Source organism: Actinophytocola glycyrrhizae, from assembly GCF_042653545.1.
GTDB classification, from domain to species: domain Bacteria; phylum Actinomycetota; class Actinomycetes; order Mycobacteriales; family Pseudonocardiaceae; genus Actinophytocola; species Actinophytocola glycyrrhizae.
Window position 1 is genome coordinate 604273 of the sequence record NZ_JBHSIS010000022.1, and the last position, 16980, is coordinate 621252.

Genomic DNA, 16980 nt, shown 5'->3' on the forward strand with positions numbered 1-16980 from the left:
AGTGGACGCATGACGACTTCGCCCTCACACACCCACATCGCACGCCACGACCTGTCGGCCATGACCGCCGGCATCCCGGCCATGATCGGGTTCCCGCCGACGGACTCGCTGGTGCTGTTCACGTTCCGACCCGGTCTGGCACCGACCGTCGGCACGACGATGCGAGTGGACCTGCCCGCACCGGAACACGTCGAGGCGGTCACCGCGCAGCTCGTGGCGGCGACCAGGCTGAACGAGGCGGTGGCGGCACTGGCCGTGGTGACCGGCGGCACGGCCGACGAACACCGCCCACTGGTGGACGCACTGCGAAAGGCCTACGCGGACAACGACATCCAGCTGATCCACGCCAGCTGGGTACGCACGCTCAGCCATGGCGAACGCTGGCAGTGCTACCTGGATCCACAGTGCACGGACACCATCCCGGACCCACAGGCGTCGACGTGGGCGACAGCGACGGCGATCGCGGGCGACGTGACATACCGCAACCGCGAGGACATGGCGGCACAACTCGCGCCGGACCCACCGGAAACCCTTGCGAGAAGGGAGGAACTGCTGGACGCACACCTGAGAAACCCGAGCACCCCGTACACGGGAGCCGACCTGGAAGCAGACGTCACGCTGGTGACGAACATGCTGACCGACGCGGAGAGGACCCCGGAACTCCCGACCTTGACCGACCGCCAGGTGGTGCGCCTGGCCCGCGCACTGTCCCACCCGGAGGTGAAGGACGAGTGCATGGCAGCCGCACTGACGGAAACCCCGCACTCCGCGGAACGCCTGTGGACCGTCCTGGTCCGGGCACTGCCGGCCCCGGAACGAGCGGAACCGGCGGTGCTGCTGGCCCTGTCGGCATACCTGCGAGGCGCGGGCGTACTGGCGGCCCTGGCGGTACGAACGGCCTTGGACGCCAACCCGGGCCAGGCGCTGGCGGTACTGCTGCACATGGCCCTGACCCGCGGCCTCCCCCCACACCACCTGCGAAGCCTGCTGGTCGAGAGCATCCTGAGAAACGAAGGCATACCCGACGCCACGGACGACCCAGGATGGGAGACAACCGCACCCATTCCCGATCAAGCAGCCCCGCCCCAGCGACCCGAACCACCGTCCGGGCCACCCGAACCACCGACCCGAGCCGAGTGGCTCACCCAACCGGAACGATGGCAACGAGGCGAGCACCGCGAACGACACGACCACTTCGGACGAGCGGCGCCCCCGGCTCAGGCCGACGCACTGGAGCACCCCACCGCCCACGAGCAACGCGAGGAAACCAGGCCCACCGCACCGCCCAAGCCACCCGAACGAACGAAGCCACCCAGCGAGGCCGAACCACGGGACCGAGCCGAGCGTCCCGACCGAGCTGAGCATCCGGTTCACGCCGAGCGGTTCGCGCAAGCCGAGTCGGCAGGACGAGTCGAGTCGCCGGGGAAAACCGGAGGTCCGGAGGACTCCGAGCCAGTAGAGCGAGCCGACTCACTTCACGAAACCGAGCGGTCCGGTGAAGGCAGGGAAGCCGAGCCACGCCGCCGAACCGTGTCCGGGCACGCCCCGGCGCCAGCGCCACCCGGCTCGACACCGACACCGGCACGTGCCGCGTTCGACGAACGCGACGCGGGCAGCGCCGGGACTGCTCACCCCGGCAACGTCCGCGACGCTCAACCGCTGACAGCGTTCCTGCCGCCGCGGCCGAGCCGGATCAGCGAGCTGAACGTGCCCGGGTGAACTCCCACGCGTCGCCGACGATGGCGTCCATGGCCACGTGTTCGGGCTTCCAGCCGAGTTCGTCGCGGGCGCGGTCGCTCGACGCGATCAGGGTGGGCGGGTCGCCGGGCCTGCGGTCCTTGATCTCGGCGGGGATCGGGTGGCCGGTGACCTCGCGGCAGGTCTCGATGACCTCGCGGACGGAGAAACCGGTGCCGCTGCCCAGGTTGTAGATGTCGTGACTGCCCGGCTTGGCGTGTTCGAGGGCGAGCAGGTGTGCTTCGGCGAGGTCGGCGACGTGGATGTAGTCGCGAACACAGGTGCCGTCGGCGGTGGGGTAGTCCTCGCCGTACACGTGGATCGCCGCGCGTTGGCCGAGAGCCACCTGCAGCACGAGCGGGATGAGATGGGTTTCGGTGGTGTGGCGCTCGCCGTAGCCGCCCCACGCGCCCGCCACGTTGAAGTACCGCAGGCTCACGGCACCGAGCCCGTGCGCCTGCGCGTAGGAGGTGATGGCGTGGTCGATGGCGAGCTTGGTGGCGCCGTAGGTGTTGGTCGGCCGCGTCGGTGCGGTCTCGACGATCGGGACCACCTCGGCCTGCCCGTACACGGCGGCCGTGGACGAGAACACCAGCCGGGGCGTCCCCGAGACGCGCACGGCCTCGAGCAGACGAAGAGAGGTGAGCACATTGCCGTCCCAGTACTTCCTGGGGTCCTGCATGGACTCGGCGACCAGTGACTTGGCCGCGAAGTGGAGCACGCCGTCGAAACCCTCGGCAAGCAGGTCGCCCGCGGCTTCGGCCAGGTCCGCCCTGACGAACCGGCAGCCGTCGGGCACCGCGTCGGCGTGGCCGGTCGACAGGTCGTCCAGCACGACGACCTCGTGGCCCGCCTTCAGCAACCGGGCGGCGCACACACTGCCGACATATCCCGCCCCGCCCGTCACGAGCAGCTTCACCACAGTCTCCGTTTCGTCTGCGAGAAATCCGAGAAAGCTCAGTTGTCCCGGCCCGCGCCGGGGGAGGGCGCCGCCGTGAACAGGCCCGGCGCGGTCAGGCCGCGCTCGGCGAACGCCGCCAGCACCTTCCTGCCGACCGCTTCGACCTCGGCGGCGGCGACCAGTGCGATCGCGGACCCGCCGAAGCCGCCGCCGGTCATCCTGGCACCCAGCGCGCCCGCGGCGAGTGCCGTGTCCACCGCGACGTCCAGTTCCGGGCACGAGATGCGGTAGTCGTCGCGCATGCTGGCGTGGGACGCGGTCAGCAGGTCGCCGATGTCGGCGATCCGGCCCGCGCGCAGGTGCTCGACCGTGCGCTCCACGCGGGCGTTCTCGGTGACCACGTGGCGAACCAGCGGGCGAAGCTCCTCCGGCAGCCGGGCGAGTGCGTCGTCGAGCCCGGACTCGGTGACGTCCCGCAGGGCGCGCAGCCCGAGCAGCGCCGCGGCGCGTTCGCAGCCCGCGCGGCGCTCGCGGTAACCGGAGTCGCTGTGCGAGTGCTTCGCCTTCGTGTCGATGACGAGCACGGCAAGACCAGCAGAGGAGGCGTCGAACGGAACCTGCTCCATCTCACCGGAGCGCACATCGAGGAAAAGCACGTGGTCGGCAACGCACGAGAGTGACGCGGTCTGGTCGAGCAGGCCGGTCGGGACGCCGACGTAGTCGTTCTCCGACCGCTGCACCCACCTCGCGACCGTCGCGCGGCTCGGCGCGTCCGGCTCGTCCAGTTCCACCCCGGCCAGCCCGAGCAACGCCAGCGCCGTCGCGCACTGCAAGGCATGAGAGGAGGACAGACCGGCACCCGCGGGCACGTCGCCCGCGATGACGAGGTCGGCACCGCCGCCGAAGCCCTCGTCGCGCAGCACCCACGTGACACCGGACGGGTACGCGGCCCAGCCCTCGACCGACCCTGGCGCCAGGTCGGCGATGGTCACGGGCCCGGCCTGCTGGGGCCTGCCGTCGTCGCCGACGGTGGTGACGGCCAGCGTGCCGTCGGCGCGGGGCGCCGCGGCCACCGCGATGCGGTAGGGCAACGCGAACGGCAGCACGAAGCCGTCGTTGTAGTCGGTGTGCTCGCCGATCAGGTTGACGCGGCCCGGTGCCGACCACACCCCGGCGGGCGGGCGGCCGTGGAGGCGTTCGAACTCGGCGGCCGCGCGGGCAGGCACGTTGTGCGTGGCCGTGCCGAGCACGGACGTGCCGCCGCCCACCGCGGGCTCACCGTCGGTGTGTGCGCTGTTGGTGGGGACACTGTCGGGGGGCGTGTTGCTGCGCGCGTCGGCGGCGCCACGCTCGTTGGTGGTGGTCACGGTGGCCGGGGCCGCCTACTTCGCGCGGGCGAGCACGGCGTGCAGCACGGTCGGGGCGACCAGCGCCGAGCTGTGTTCGCCGCTGACCTCGATCGTGTGACCGTCGCCTTTGGACGGACCGACCTGCACGGTCTGACCGGGGATGACGCCGACCTGCTTGAGCTCGGCCATGAGGTCGGGGTCGAGCTGCACGTGCTCGGCGATGCGGCGGACCTCGACCTTGCCGCCACCGCGGCGGGCGACGTCGTCCATGCGGACCAGACCGGCCTCGACCGGCGGGGCCGGCTCGCCCTCGCCCAGCTTGTCCAGGCCCGGGATCGGGTTGCCGTACGGCGAGGTGGTCGGGTGGCCGAGCAGCTTCACCAGCTTGCGCTCGACCGCCTCGCTCATCACGTGCTCCCAGCGGCACGCCTCACTGTGGACGTGCTCCCACTCCAGGCCGATGACGTCGACGAGGAGACGTTCGGCGAGCCGGTGCTTGCGCATCACCGTGACGGCCAGCGCGCGGCCGTGATCGGTGAGTTCGAGGTGCCGGTCGCCCGCGACGACGACCAGGCCGTCCCGTTCCATCCGGCCGACGGTCTGACTCACGGTCGGACCGCTCTGGCCGAGGCGCTCGGCGAGCCTGGCGCGCAGCGGGACGACGCCCTCCTCCTCGAGCTCGTAGATCGTCTTGAGGTACATCTCGGTGGTGTCGATGAGCTCGTTCACGCCGTTCCCCTTCGTCGTAAACCATGCTAGTCGCTCGTCCGGGTGGAGCAGTCTGGCGGTCACGGGCAGTGAGCAGTTGCCCGCTGCGGGACACGGCATGGCAGGTCGGGTGTGTGGAGAATAGCCGGGTGACTTCTCCACTGGTGTCGTGCACCGACCTCGCCGCGTCGCTGTCGGCGGCCGCGCCGCCGACGCTCCTGGACGTGCGCTGGCGGCTCGGCGGCCCACCCGGCCGCGAGGACTACGACAGGGGGCACCTGCCCGGTGCCGTGTTCCTCGACCTGGACACCGAGCTCGCGGCACCGCCGGGGCCCGGCGGCAGGCACCCGCTGCCGTCGCGGGCGGAACTGCAGCGGGCGCTGCGGACGGCCGGGGTGCGGGACGGCCACCCGGTCGTCGGCTACGACGCGGACAACGGCTCGATCGCCGCCCGCCTGTGGTGGCTGCTGCGCTGGGCGGGCCACGACCGGGTCCGCGTGCTCGACGGCGGGTTCGCCGCATGGCAGGCGGAGGGCCGTCCGGTCACCACCGACGTGCCGGTGCACCCCGAGGGCGATGTCACCGTCCGGCCCGGACAGCTGCCGGTCCTCGACGCCGACGGTGCGGCCGAGCTGGCGCGCACCGGTCTGCTGCTGGACGCTCGCGCGCCGGAGCGGTACCGGGGCGACGTGGAGCCGGTCGACCGGAAGGCCGGGCACGTGCCGGGTGCGGTGAACGCGCCGTTCGCGGCCCACACGGGGGAGGACGGCCGCTGGCGCACGCCAGGGGAGCTGGCCGCCCGCTTCGCCGAACTCGGTGTTCGCGGTGACCGGCCCGTCGGCGCCTACTGCGGGTCCGGCGTGACCGCCACGTCGGTGCTGCTCGCACTCGAAGTGGCCGGGCTGGGGGACGACGCCGCGCTGTACGCCGGGTCGTGGTCCGAATGGAGCGGGGACCCGGACCGGCCCGTGGACACGGGTGACGCACCGGGCTGACAAGCCTGTATACAGAATACAGTGCGCTCCGGCGACGGGCTGGGGCCACCTCGTCTCGATAGGGTTGTGGCATGGGCTTGCCTGGTTCGGTCGTGTGGGACTCCGCCTTGCTCGGTTACGACCTCGGCGGTGAGCATCCGCTGCATCCGATCAGGCTCGATCTGACCATGCGGCTCGCCGCCACGCTCGGGGTGCTCGACGGGGTCGAGCTGCTCGTCCCGCAGGAGGCCACCGACGCCGAGATCGAGCGGATCCACGACGCCGGCTACCTCGCCGCCGTGCGGGAGGCGCCGATGGCCGGCTGGGACGTCGGGCACGGTCTGGGCACCTCGGACAACCCCGTGTTCGACAACATGCACGAGGCATCGGCCCGCGTGGTCGGCTCCTCGCTGCTCGCGGCGCGGCAGATCGCGAGCGGGGCAACCAAGCGGGCGGTCGGCATCGCGGGCGGGCTGCACCACGCGATGCGTGACCACGCCCACGGCTTCTGCGTCTACAACGACCTCGCCGTCGCCATCTCGTGGTTGCTGGACAACGGGTACGAGCGCATCGCGTACCTCGACACCGACGTCCACCACGGCGACGGGGTGCAGGCCGCCTTCTACGACGACCCCCGCGTGCTCACGATCTCCCTGCACCAGAACCCGCTGACGCTCTTCCCCGGCACCGGGTTCGCCGACGAGACCGGTGGGCCGAACGCGCCGGGCAGCGCGGTGAACGTGCCCCTGCCGCCCAACACCGGCGACGGCGCCTGGCTGCGGGCCTTCCACGCGGTCGTCCCGTCGCTGCTGGCGGAGTTCCGGCCGCAGCTGCTGGTCAGCCAGTGCGGTGTGGACACCCACCACGAGGACCCGCTCGCCTCGCTGTCGCTGTCCGTCGACGGGCACCGCGCGATCTACCGGACCGTGCGCACACTCGCGGAGCAGTACGCGGGCGGCAACTGGCTCGCCGCGGGCGGGGGCGGCTACGCGCTCCTGCGGGTGGTGCCGAGGTCGTGGACCCACCTGATCGCGACCGTGCTCGACCGGGACGTCGCCGCGGGCACCACCCTGCCCAGCGAGTGGACCCGCTTCGTCGACAAGATCGCGCCGACCGCCGAACTGCCGCTCACCATGAGCGACGGCAGGAGCGTGGACTTCGAGCCGTGGGACGGCGAGGACGGCGAGCGGGTCGACAGCGTCATCAAGGAGGTCCGGCGCGCGGTGTTCCCGCTGCACGGCCTCGACCCCGACGATCCGAGAGACTGAGCCATGGCCGCCGACCAGCAGGACCCGTTCGACTATCCCAGGGCCTGGGAGGCCGACGTGGTGCTCGCCGACGGCGGCACCGTGCACCTGCGGCCGATCGTGCCGAGCGACGCCGACGCGCTGCTCGCCTTCCACGGCCGCATGTCCGTGCGCACCCGCTACCTGCGGTACTTCGGCGCCTACCCGCAGATCCCGCCGCGCGACCTGACCCGGTTCACCACCGTCGACCACCACGACCGGGTCGCGTTCGTCGCGCTGCTCGGCGACGACATCGTCGCGGTAGCCCGCTACGAGCGCATCGACCACGGGCCCTCCGCCGAGGTCGCGTTCGTCGTCGAGGACCGGCACCAGAGCCGCGGTCTCGGGCCGATCCTGCTGGAGCACCTCGCCGCCGCGGCGCGGGAGAGCGGCATCGAGCGGTTCGTCGCCGAGGTGCTCGCCGAGAACTCGGCCATGCTGCGCGTGTTCCGCGCCGCGGGCTACCAGGTCACCCGCGAGATGGAGGAGGGCGTCTTCCACCTGGAGTTCGCCATCGACCCGACCGAGGAGTCCGTCGCCGTCGCCAGGTCCAGGGAGCAGGCGGCGGAGGCACGCAGCGTGCACAACCTGCTGCACCCGAGGTCGGTCGCGTTGATCGGCGCCTCCACCGACCCGGACAAGATCGGCTACGCGGTGCTCGGGAACCTGCTGCGCGCCGACTTCGCCGGGCCCGTCTTCCCGGTGAACGCCGAGCACCGGTCGGTGCGCGGTGTGCGCGCCTACGCGAGCGTGCTCGACATCCCCGACCCCGTCGACCTCGCGGTGGTGGCGGTGCCCGCCGAGCACATGGACGAGGTGATGGACGCCTGCCTGGCCAAGGGGGTCAAGGCGCTCGTGGTGATCTCGTCGGGCTTCAGCGACGCAGGCCCGGACGGCGAGGGCGCCGAGCGCAGGATGGTCACCGAGGCCAGGGCGCACGGCATGCGGGTCGTCGGGCCCAACGCGCTCGGCGTGGTCAACACCGACCCCGCGGTGCGCCTCAACGCGACGCTCGCGCCGAAGCTGCCCGGCCGCGGCCGCAGCGGGTTCTTCAGCCAGTCCGGCGCGCTCGGCACCGCGATCCTCGCCGACGCGGCGGCCCGCGGGCTTGGCCTTTCGACGTTCGTGTCGGCGGGCAACCGCGCCGACGTCTCCGGCAACGACCTGCTGCAGTACTGGGAGACCGACCCGGCGACCGACGTGGTGCTGCTGTACCTGGAGTCGTTCGGCAACCCGCGCAAGTTCGCCCGGCTCGCCCGCAGGCTCGGCCGGGTCAAGCCGATCGTGGCGGTGAAGTCGGGCCGCAACGCGGTGGTGCCCGCGCTGGCCGCGACGTCGGTCGCGGTCGACGACGCCAGCGTGCAGGCACTGTTCGAGCAGGCCGGTGTGATCCGGGTCGAGTCGATCGCGCAGCTCTTCGACACCGCCATCCTGCTCGCGCACCAGCCGCTGCCGCGCGGTGGCCGGGTCGCGGTGGTCGGCAACTCGTCCGCGATCGGGGTGCTCGCCGCCGACGCGGCACTGGGGCAGGGCCTGGAGCTGGCGGCCGGGCCGGTGGACGTGGGCGCGTCCGCCGGCCCGGACGTGCTCGCCGACGCGGTCCGCGAGCGCCTGCGCAGTGACGAGGTGGACGCGCTCGTCGTGGTGTTCGTGCCGCCGCTGTCGATCCCTGGCGCGGAGTACGCGCGGGCGCTGCGGGACGCTGCGGCCGAGGAGGGCGGCAGCAAGCCGATCGTGTCCACGTTCCTCGCCACGGAAGGCATCCCGGCCGAGCTGGCGGTGCGGGGCGGCGACGGTTCACCAGCCCGCGGCTCGATCCCGTCCTACCCGAGCCCGGAACGTGCGGTGCTCGCGCTGGCCCGCGCGACCAGGTACGCGGCGTGGCGGTCCAGGCCGCAGGGTGAGCTGGTGCGGCCGGAGAACATGGACGTCGACGGCGCGCGGGAACTGGTGCTGTCCCGGCTGTCCGGTGCGGACGAGGGGCTCGTCGAGCTGACCGACGCCGAGTCCGTGCGCCTGCTGTCCTGCTATGGCATCGAGATCGCCGAGCACCGGGCGGTCACGTCGGCCGACGAGGCGGTCGCCGCCGCGGAGGAGCTGGGTTATCCCGTGGCGGTGAAGGCCACCGGTGAGCGGTGGTGGCGGCGTCCCGACCTGGAGGGGGTGCGGCTCGACCTGGCGACGGCGGAGGCCGTGCGTGCCGCGTTCGCCGACCTCGCCGAGCTGGCCGAGGTCGCCGACGTGTACGTGCAACGCATGGCGCGCAGGGGGATCGGCTGTGCGATCGGTCTGCGCGACGACCCGTCGTTCGGCACGATCGTCTCGTTCGGACTGTCCGGCGTGGTTTCCGACCTGCTCGGCGACCGTGCCTACCGCGCGGTGCCGCTGACCGACGTCGACGCCGCCGCGCTGGTCCGCGCACCGAAGGCGGCGCCGCTGCTCACCGGCTACCGGGGCGGCGAACCCGCCGACCTGGACGCGCTGGCCGACCTGGTGCTGCGGGTGGCGGCACTCGCCGAGGACGTGCCGCAGGTGCGGTGGCTGGCGCTGGAGCCGATCCTGGCCGCGCCGGCGGGCGCGCAGGCGGTCGGCGCACGGGTGCGGGTCGGGCCGCCGCCATCGCGGCTGGACAGCGGGCCACGCAGGCTCCGGTCGGCGACCTTCCTACGAAAGTAGGTTTTGCCCGACGGTGTGCAACCGCTGTCGCCCGCGGTCCCGTCCTCTGCACATGAAACGCCTAGGAACCGTTGTTGGCGCAGGTGTTCTGCTCTTGCTCGCGAGCGCTTGCGCCACCACGCAAGAGAGCCAGGAGCCGCGTACCGGCACGACCGAGACCACGGCGACGTCGGAATCCACCACACCTGACCGCCAGCCGGCGCGGACACCCCCCGCCGGTGGCGATGCGGTCGCGAAATCGCAGATCGACGACTCCCAGTTGCCGGAGAGCTACCCACAGATGGTGTGGACCGAGGACGACGGGATGTCCCTCGGCGTGGTCGCCCAGGAGGGCGGCTGCGGCCGGGCGAGTGTCGAGATACCGGAGCAGACCGAGGCTCGGGTCGTGGTGCTGATGGTGGAGACGCAGCCGGCGGAGCCGAAGTCCTGCACGATGGACCTGCGTTACCCGAAGATCACCACGGAGCTGGACGCGCCGCTGGATGACCGCACGGTGGTGCTGAGGACCGAGCAGCGCAAGGCATGAGGGACAGCCGGCCTTCCTCCCTGGTGCCCGGTCGCGCGATGCCCCCGCGCGACCGGGCACCGTCTCGTGCAACCTGGGAACCGGCGGTTACCGTCCTTTCCCCATGAGGGCATTGCTGACCACCGTGACCGCGGCACTCGCGCTGGGCCTGCTGGCCGGGTGCGGGGACGCGTCCAGTCCCGCCGCGGCCGACCAGACCACGACGACCACGACGTCCGAGGAGCGCCCGTCGAAGACGCCGCCCGAGCCACCGACGCCGTCGGACGTCGCCACCCCGCGGCCACCGTCGTCCGGCAAGCCCCAGGACCCCTCGGATGGCGAGCCGAAGGTGACCATCGGGCCGGACGGTCCGGTGGCGCCGCCCGGGCTGACCGAGGTGCCGGTGTCGCAGGTCGACGCGTCGGCCCTGCCGGAGTACTACCGGGAGTACGGCGACAAGGCATGGGTGCACGAGGACGGCTTCACCCTGGAAGTGATCGCGTTCGCGAGCAGCGGCTGCAGCGGCGCGGAGGCCGTGCTGATCGACCAGTCCGCCGACGCGGTGAAGATCATGCTGCGACCGCTGGACCAGACGCCGGGCGGCCGTCCCGACGACAGCATCTGCACGTCGGTGATGACGCCGAAGCCGGTGGCGGTCACGCTCGACCAGCCGTTGCGGGACCGGAAGGTCCTGCTGTCGACCGGCCGCTGACCAGTGACACGCCCTTGTGAAAGTTGACGGCGCGGGTAATGCCCTGAAAGGCGCGTTCAGGGCGCTGGGCGTCCTGAATGGCCCATTGACGGCACTGGTTGTGCCGTGCGCCTTCACGGCATCGGCCCAGCCCCGTCGGGCGCCCGCAGGGGTATGGGGGTCGTGCCGATGACGGTTCGTACGCCCGAGCCACTTCACATGATCTTCATGGAATCAGTCGTCTAGCGGCGGAACGCGATCTGCAGGGTGGGCTGCGAGGTGCCCGCGAAGAAGTCGTTGCCCTTGTCGTCGACCACGATGAACGCGGGGAAGTCCTCGACCTCGATCTTCCACACGGCTTCCATGCCGAGTTCGGGGTATTCGAGGACGTCGACCTTCTTGATGCAGTCCTGCGCGAGCCGGGCGGCGGGCCCGCCGATCGAGCCGAGGTAGAACCCGCCGTGTGACTGGCAGGCTTCGGTCACCTGGCGGGACCGGTTCCCCTTGGCGAGCATGACGAGTGAGCCGCCCGCGGCCTGGAACTGTTCGACGTAGGAGTCCATGCGCCCGGCCGTGGTGGGCCCGAACGAGCCGGACGCGTAGCCCTCTGGCGTCTTGGCCGGGCCCGCGTAGTAGACGGGGTGGTGGCGCAGGTAGCCGGGCATGGGCTCGCCGGCGTCGAGGCGTTCCTTGATCTTGGCGTGCGCGATGTCCCTGGCCACGACCAGCGGCCCGGTGAGCGACAGGCGTGTCTTGACGGGCAGCGCCGAGAGGGTCGCGCGGATCTCGTCCATGGGCCGGGTGAGGTCGATCCGCACGACCTCGTCGGTCAGCTCGTCGTCGGTGGTGTCGGGCAGGAACCGCGCGGGGTCGCGTTCGAGCTGCTCGATGAACACACCGTCCGCGGTGATCCTGGCTTTGGCCTGCCGGTCGGCTGAGCAGGACACGGCGATGCCGACGGGGCAGGACGCGCCGTGGCGGGGGAGCCGGATGACGCGCACGTCGTGGCAGAAGTACTTGCCGCCGAACTGTGCGCCGATGCCGAACTGGCGGGTCATCTCGAGCACCTGCTGCTCGAGGTCGGTGTCCCGGAAGGCGTGGCCGCCGGAGGAGCCTTCGCCGGGGAGGTTGTCGAGGTAGCGGGCGGAGGCGAGCTTGGCGACCTTGAGGGTGTTCTCGGCGGAGGTGCCGCCGACGACGATCGCGAGGTGGTAGGGCGGGCACGCGGCGGTGCCGAGGCCGCGGAGCTTCTCGTCGAGGAACTTCGCGAGGCGCGTGGGGTTCAGGAGGGCCTTGGTTTCCTGGTACAGGAAGGTCTTGTTGGCGCTGCCGCCACCCTTGGCCATGAAGAGGAACTCGTACTCGGGCTTGTCGCCGTCCTTGTGGTACAGCTCCAGCTGGGCGGGCAGGTTGGTGCCGGTGTTGCGTTCGTCCCAGAAGCTCAGTGGCGCCAACTGTGAGTAGCGCAGGTTCAGCTCCTGGTAGGCCTCGAAGACGCCCCTGGCGAGCGCGGCCTCGTCGGTGCCGCCGGTGAGCACCGTCTCGGTGCGTTTGCCGATGACGATCGCGGTGCCGGTGTCCTGGCACATGGGGAGCACGCCGCCCGCGGAGATGCAGGCGTTGCGCAGGAGGTCCATGGCGACGAAGCGGTCGTTCCCGCTGGCCTCCGGGTCGTCGACGATCGCCCGTAGCTGCGAGAGGTGGCCCGGCCGCAGGAGGTGCTGGATGTCCCGGATGGCTTCCTTGGCGAGCGCGGTGAGCGCGCTGGGCGACACTTCGAGGAACTTCCGGCCCGCGGCCTCGATCAGCCGCACCCCGTCGGCGGTGACCAGCCGGTATTCGGTGGTGTTGTCGGGGCCGAGCGGAAGGGCTTCGGTGTACTCGAAGGTCGCGGTCACCTTGGGGACTCCTGTGTCGGTGGCGGGATCCCCTGACGTTACCGCGCCCCGGACAGGCCCTGGACTGTGGTGTTGCTCGCTGCCCAGACCGTTCTGACAGGGCTGGGTGCTCGCCGGACGGCGCGAAGCGCAAGGCGCGGGGCACCGCAAGGCGCGAAAGCGCGAAGGCGCCGAAGCGCAAAGCGCCGTGGCGCGAAGCAAGGAGGCGAAGCGCGGGGCACCGCAAGGCGCGAAGCGCCGAAGCGCGAAAGATAGCCACGCTGGGTCAGGCACAGACCGCACCGTGGGGGGTTTGGGGGGCTCGGCCCCCCAGCGTCGTCGTCGAAGGCGCCCCGGTGAGCGCTCTCCGCGAACAGGCGGGCCGAAGCCGAGAGGCCGGGGCGGCCCCCGGCCGTCCCGACCTCCCGTTGGATGGCGACTACGAATGGTGATTGGCCATCCGCATCGCGTAGTCCGGTCCCTAGACCGTGCCGTGGTGTGCGTCACGTGTCAATGGGTTCCTGCATCCTGGACGGACTCGATGCGGAATTGGTTGCTCAGCTCGCGTAGGCGCGCAACTTCTCGGCTCGTTCGCCTTGGCGGAGCTTGGACATGACCTCTCGTTCGATCTGGCGGACGCGTTCGCGGGAGAGGCCGAAGCGCTTGCCGATCTGGTCGAGGGTGTGGGGTTGTCCGTCGTCGAGGCCGTAGCGGAGACGGATGACCGACTGTTCGCGTTCGTCGAGGGTGGCCAGGACCCTGCGCAGGTCGTCGTGGAGCAGGCCGGAGATGACGGCGCTTTCGGCGTCGGTGGCTTCGCCGTCTTCGATGAAGTCGCCGAGTGGTGCGTCTTCCTCGGAGCCGACGGGCATGTCGAGGCTCACCGGGTCGCGGGCGTGGTCGAGGAGGTCCGCCACCTTCTCGGGGGTGAGGCCCACTTCCTTCGCCAGCTCGTCGTGGGTGGCTTCGCGGCCGAGTTGCTGGTGCAGGTCGCGCTTGATGCGGGCCAGCTTGTTGACCTGCTCGACCAGGTGGACGGGGAGGCGGATGGTCCTGCTCTGGTCCGCCATGCCGCGGGTGATGGCCTGCCGGATCCACCACGTGGCGTACGTGGAGAACTTGAAGCCCTTGGTGTAGTCGAACTTCTCGACGGCGCGGATCAGGCCCAGGTTGCCTTCCTGGATCAGGTCCAGCAGCGGCATGCCGCGGCCGGTGTACCGCTTGGCGAGTGACACGACGAGCCGGAGGTTGGCCTCCAGCAGGTGGTTCTTCGCCACGTGGCCGTCGCTGACGAGCTGACGCAGCTCGGCTCGGCGCGTACTGTCGAGCTTGTCGGCGGTATCGAGCATGTGTTGCGCGAACACACCCGCTTCGATGCGCTTGGCGAGCTCGACCTCCTGAGCCGCGGTCAACAGTGCGGTCCGGCCGATGCCGTTGAGGTACACGCGGACCAGGTCGGCCGCGGGACCCTGGGCATCGAGGTCGATCTCGCTGGGCTCCGGCTCGCGTTGCTGTGGGACCGTCATGCTCTCCCTCCCCCTTTCGCGGGCTGGTGTGTCCTGTGTCACACACCGGCCATGTGTCCGGTGAGCCGCCTGGCGGTGGTTCGCGTTCGGTGGCTGGACACTCTGGAAAACGCCGTTGGGTCTCGATTCGTTCCCGAGATCCCAACTGGATGACGTCAGCCCCGCCACACTGGTTGCTCTACCAATGCTGAGGTTTTCCTGAGAGGCGGAGAGGGCTCAGATCTCGACGATGACGGTGAATGGCCCGTCGTTCTCCGAGGCGACGGTCATGGCCGCGCGAAACCGGCCGGTCTCCACATGTGCGCCCCTGGCGCGCAACCCGGCGACGACGGCGTCGACGAGCGGCTCGGCGACCTCCGGTCGGGCGGCGTGTGTCCACGACGGACGGCGGCCCTTGCGGGTGTCGCCGTACAATGTGAACTGGCTCACGACGAGCAGGGGGGCGCCCGTCGTCGCGCACGACTGTTCGTCACGCAGAACGCGCAGTTCGTGCAGTTTGCGGGCCATCGTGTCGGCTTGGGCGGTCGTGTCCCCGTCGGCGACGCCGAGCAGGACCAGCAGGCCCGGTTCCTTGATCTCGCCGACCACGGACCCGTCGACGGTCACACTCGCCGACAACACCCTCGCCACCACCGCGCGCACGGCGGTGATGGTGTCAAAGCATCGTCAGCGCCGGGCGATCAGGTGGTAGTACCGCGCGGTCAGCAGGTGCGGCATGCGGTCGGACAGCGCCAGCTCCAGCCGCTCCAGGTCCGCCATGAACGCCGGGTCGGCCGCGTCCTCCTCGGTGACGAGGTCGCTCACGCACCGCACGCCGTAGCGGACGATCTCCGCCATGCCCAGTTCGGCGAGGGTCGCCACGACCTCGCCGACGGTGCCGGGGGTGGACCACTCGTCGGCGCCGCCGTCGAGGTCGCGCAGCGCGAGCGCCGGTGCGCGGTCGCGCACGACCACCTGTGCCGGGCCGAAGTCCTCGTTGGGCCCGACCACCGACAGCAGCCCGTCGGGCCGCAGCGGGGCCGTGATCGCCCTCAGCACCGCCATGCGCTCGTCCGGTGACTCGGCGTAGTGCAACAGGTTGTGGCACAGCACGAGGTCGAAGTCGTGGTCGGTGAACACCTCTGGCGCGTCGTGGGCCGCGGCCTGGACCACGTGCAGCCGGTCGGCCACCTCGTGTGCCTCCGCGGCGTGGATCGCGGCCCGCAGCATGGCGCCGGCCGGGTCGAGCACCGTCACCTCGTGGCCGGCCGCCGCGAGCCGGACCGCCGCCATGCCGTTGCCGCCCGCCACGTCCAGCACCCTGGCCGGTTCCGGGCCGAGGTGCCGTGCGAGGTTGGCCTCGGTGACCGTGTGCCGCAACCGCTCCAGCGGGCTCTCGCGCCACTGCTGGAGATGATCCAGTGGGGTCTCGAACCCGCTCAAGGTCATGAGACCTTCATACCGGCTTTCGCCCTGCGCACAACGCACTTCTACCCGGATGGCGCAATCGGGGCCGGAAGGTGGGACGATGGGTGTCTGGAGGTGGTGTCGTGAAGTCCGAGCGGGACGACACCCCGGTTCTCATCACCGAGGCCGCGCCGTCGTACGAGGATGAGTACGCCGCGCGCAAACGCAAGTACCTGATCATGATGCTGCTGCGCATGCCATGCCTGGTGCTGGCAGGCATCTTCTACGAGACGTGGTGGCTCGCGCTGGGGTTCGTGCTGCTGTCGATCCCGCTGCCGTGGATCGCCGTGCTGATCGCGAACGACCGGCCACCGCGCAGGTCCGAGCAGGTCAACCGCTACGAGCCGACGCCGATGGCGCTGGAGAAGCGGGACCACCCGATCATCGAGGGCTGAGGGGGCCGGGCTGCGCGCCCACCCTGCTCACCGCCATGGCACCGAGGTGGACGCCTGCCAGCAGACACTCCCGCGGGGGCTTGCCGTCGAGCAGCGCGGACAGCAGCCCGGCGTCGAACGCGTCGCCCGCGCCGGTGGAGTCCACGCAGTCGCCCGGTGCCGCGGGCACGGACACGATGCCGTCCTTGTCGACCCAGCTCGCGCCTGCGGGGCCCGTGGTGACGGCGACCGTGCCGACCGTGCCGAGCAGCGTCGCCGCGCTCGCCGGGTCGCGGGAGCCGGTCAGGGCGGCCAGCTCGTCCAGGTTCGGCAGCAGCACGTCCACGTCCCGCAGTTCGTCGAGGAACCGCGCAGGGTCGGTGATCAGTGCCGCCGCCTGCGGGTCGACGGACGTGGTCAGGCCCGCGTCGTGTGCGGCGGCCAGCATCGCGAGGCCGGCTTCGCGGGTCTCCTCGTCGAGCAGCACGTAGCCGGACAGGTGCAGGTGTTCCGCGTCGCGCAGCAGCGCGGGGTCGAGGTCGGTGGCGGCGAGGTGCTTGCCTGCGCCGCGGTCGGGCAGCATGCTGCGCTGCCCGTCGCCGTCGACCAGGACCACGACGGTGCAGGTCGCGGCGCCGGGGTCAATTGTGAATGCGCACCGCACCCCGGTGGTGGTTAGCTCCTCGGATGCGCGCCGCCCAGCCACGTCGTCGCCCACCCGAGCCACCAGGACCGCCTCGACGTCGCTGTACGCGAGCCACGCGGCGGTGTTCGCGCCCGCTCCGCCGGTCGTGAGCGCGATCCTCGCCCTGGCGTCGCCGCCGTGCACGATCGATCCGGCATGAGTGGCGACCACGTCCAACGCGACGTCGCCAACGACCACGATGCCCACGCCGCTCCCATCACCACGTCCCAGGACGAACAGGATCG

The 16980-nt window shown here is 71.3% G+C and carries 15 protein-coding genes; 7 read left to right on the forward strand and 8 right to left on the reverse strand.

Annotation, left to right across the window (positions count from 1 at the left end; all coding sequences use genetic code 11):
- Nucleotides 1–9: 9 nt before the first annotated feature.
- Nucleotides 10–1719 carry a DUF4192 family protein gene (locus ACFPCV_RS33890; RefSeq protein ID WP_378061015.1) on the forward strand — a complete coding sequence of 570 codons (1710 nt, stop codon included), beginning with the start codon at nucleotides 10–12 and terminating at the stop codon, nucleotides 1717–1719.
- Here ACFPCV_RS33890 and galE read toward each other — a convergent pair.
- From galE to ACFPCV_RS33905, 3 genes are all read right to left on the reverse strand, one after another.
- Nucleotides 1694–2656 carry a UDP-glucose 4-epimerase GalE gene (gene galE, locus ACFPCV_RS33895; RefSeq protein WP_378061016.1) on the reverse strand — a complete coding sequence of 321 codons (963 nt, stop codon included), beginning with the start codon at nucleotides 2654–2656 and terminating at the stop codon, nucleotides 1694–1696. The genes ACFPCV_RS33890 and galE overlap by 26 nt on opposite strands.
- A 38-nt stretch (nucleotides 2657–2694) precedes the next feature.
- Nucleotides 2695–3864, reverse strand: coding sequence for a galactokinase (gene galK / locus ACFPCV_RS33900; protein ID WP_378061198.1), 1170 nt, complete (start codon nucleotides 3862–3864; stop codon nucleotides 2695–2697).
- A gap of 156 nt (nucleotides 3865–4020) precedes the next feature.
- Nucleotides 4021–4716, reverse strand: coding sequence for a metal-dependent transcriptional regulator (locus tag ACFPCV_RS33905; protein WP_378061017.1), 696 nt, complete (start codon nucleotides 4714–4716; stop codon nucleotides 4021–4023).
- A 128-nt stretch (nucleotides 4717–4844) separates the two neighbouring features.
- On the opposite strand from ACFPCV_RS33905, the gene ACFPCV_RS33910 reads away from it, so the two are divergent.
- The 5 genes from ACFPCV_RS33910 to ACFPCV_RS33930 all read left to right on the forward strand — a co-directional run bounded on the left by ACFPCV_RS33910 (nucleotide 4845) and on the right by ACFPCV_RS33930 (nucleotide 10848).
- Entirely contained in the window at nucleotides 4845–5690 is an 846-nt protein-coding gene (locus ACFPCV_RS33910) for a sulfurtransferase (protein WP_378061018.1), read from the forward strand.
- 71 nt (nucleotides 5691–5761) lie between these two features.
- Complete coding sequence (locus ACFPCV_RS33915) at nucleotides 5762–6937, forward strand: acetoin utilization protein AcuC (protein ID WP_378061020.1); 1176 nt, start codon at nucleotides 5762–5764, stop codon at nucleotides 6935–6937.
- A gap of 3 nt (nucleotides 6938–6940) precedes the next feature.
- The gene (locus ACFPCV_RS33920; protein ID WP_378061021.1) at nucleotides 6941–9631 is read left to right on the forward strand and encodes a bifunctional acetate--CoA ligase family protein/GNAT family N-acetyltransferase; all 2691 of its coding nucleotides are present in this window, start codon (nucleotides 6941–6943) and stop codon (nucleotides 9629–9631) included.
- A gap of 94 nt (nucleotides 9632–9725) precedes the next feature.
- Nucleotides 9726–10157 (forward strand): hypothetical protein, encoded by a 432-nt coding sequence (locus ACFPCV_RS33925; RefSeq protein ID WP_378061023.1) that lies wholly within the window; start codon nucleotides 9726–9728, stop codon nucleotides 10155–10157.
- A 103-nt stretch (nucleotides 10158–10260) separates the two neighbouring features.
- Entirely contained in the window at nucleotides 10261–10848 is a 588-nt protein-coding gene (locus ACFPCV_RS33930) for a hypothetical protein (protein WP_378061024.1), read from the forward strand.
- A 221-nt stretch (nucleotides 10849–11069) separates the two neighbouring features.
- On the opposite strand, the gene ACFPCV_RS33935 is transcribed toward ACFPCV_RS33930, so the two are convergent.
- From ACFPCV_RS33935 to ACFPCV_RS33950, 4 genes are all read right to left on the reverse strand, one after another.
- Nucleotides 11070–12725 (reverse strand): fumarate hydratase, encoded by a 1656-nt coding sequence (locus ACFPCV_RS33935; RefSeq protein WP_378061026.1) that lies wholly within the window; start codon nucleotides 12723–12725, stop codon nucleotides 11070–11072.
- Nucleotides 12726–13261: 536 nt separating this feature from the next.
- Nucleotides 13262–14230, reverse strand: coding sequence for a sigma-70 family RNA polymerase sigma factor (locus ACFPCV_RS33940; protein WP_378061028.1), 969 nt, complete (start codon nucleotides 14228–14230; stop codon nucleotides 13262–13264).
- A gap of 216 nt (nucleotides 14231–14446) precedes the next feature.
- The gene (gene dtd, locus ACFPCV_RS33945; RefSeq protein ID WP_378061030.1) at nucleotides 14447–14872 is read right to left on the reverse strand and encodes a D-aminoacyl-tRNA deacylase; all 426 of its coding nucleotides are present in this window, start codon (nucleotides 14870–14872) and stop codon (nucleotides 14447–14449) included.
- A gap of 24 nt (nucleotides 14873–14896) precedes the next feature.
- Nucleotides 14897–15658, reverse strand: a complete 762-nt coding sequence (locus ACFPCV_RS33950; RefSeq protein WP_378061032.1) for a class I SAM-dependent methyltransferase — start codon at nucleotides 15656–15658, stop codon at nucleotides 14897–14899.
- A gap of 101 nt (nucleotides 15659–15759) precedes the next feature.
- Between ACFPCV_RS33950 and ACFPCV_RS33955 the strand changes: the two genes are divergently transcribed.
- Entirely contained in the window at nucleotides 15760–16071 is a 312-nt protein-coding gene (locus ACFPCV_RS33955; protein ID WP_378061033.1) for a DUF3099 domain-containing protein, read from the forward strand.
- Here ACFPCV_RS33955 and ACFPCV_RS33960 read toward each other — a convergent pair.
- Nucleotides 16058–16942 carry a carbohydrate kinase family protein gene (locus tag ACFPCV_RS33960; protein ID WP_378061035.1) on the reverse strand — a complete coding sequence of 295 codons (885 nt, stop codon included), beginning with the start codon at nucleotides 16940–16942 and terminating at the stop codon, nucleotides 16058–16060. The genes ACFPCV_RS33955 and ACFPCV_RS33960 overlap by 14 nt on opposite strands.
- Nucleotides 16943–16980 lie beyond the last annotated feature (38 nt).

What these genes read in the sequence shown, in the direction of transcription:
- ACFPCV_RS33890 (WP_378061015.1), top strand. Translation starts at nt 10, where the DNA reads ATGACGACTTCGCCCTCACACACCCACATCGCACGCCACGACCTGTCG.
- ACFPCV_RS33915 (WP_378061020.1), top strand. Translation starts at nt 5,762, where the DNA reads ATGGGCTTGCCTGGTTCGGTCGTGTGGGACTCCGCCTTGCTCGGTTAC.
- ACFPCV_RS33920 (WP_378061021.1), top strand. Translation starts at nt 6,941, where the DNA reads ATGGCCGCCGACCAGCAGGACCCGTTCGACTATCCCAGGGCCTGGGAG.
- ACFPCV_RS33930 (WP_378061024.1), top strand. Translation starts at nt 10,261, where the DNA reads ATGAGGGCATTGCTGACCACCGTGACCGCGGCACTCGCGCTGGGCCTG.
- ACFPCV_RS33940 (WP_378061028.1), bottom strand. Translation starts at nt 14,230, where the DNA reads ATGACGGTCCCACAGCAACGCGAGCCGGAGCCCAGCGAGATCGACCTC.
- ACFPCV_RS33950 (WP_378061032.1), bottom strand. Translation starts at nt 15,658, where the DNA reads ATGACCTTGAGCGGGTTCGAGACCCCACTGGATCATCTCCAGCAGTGG.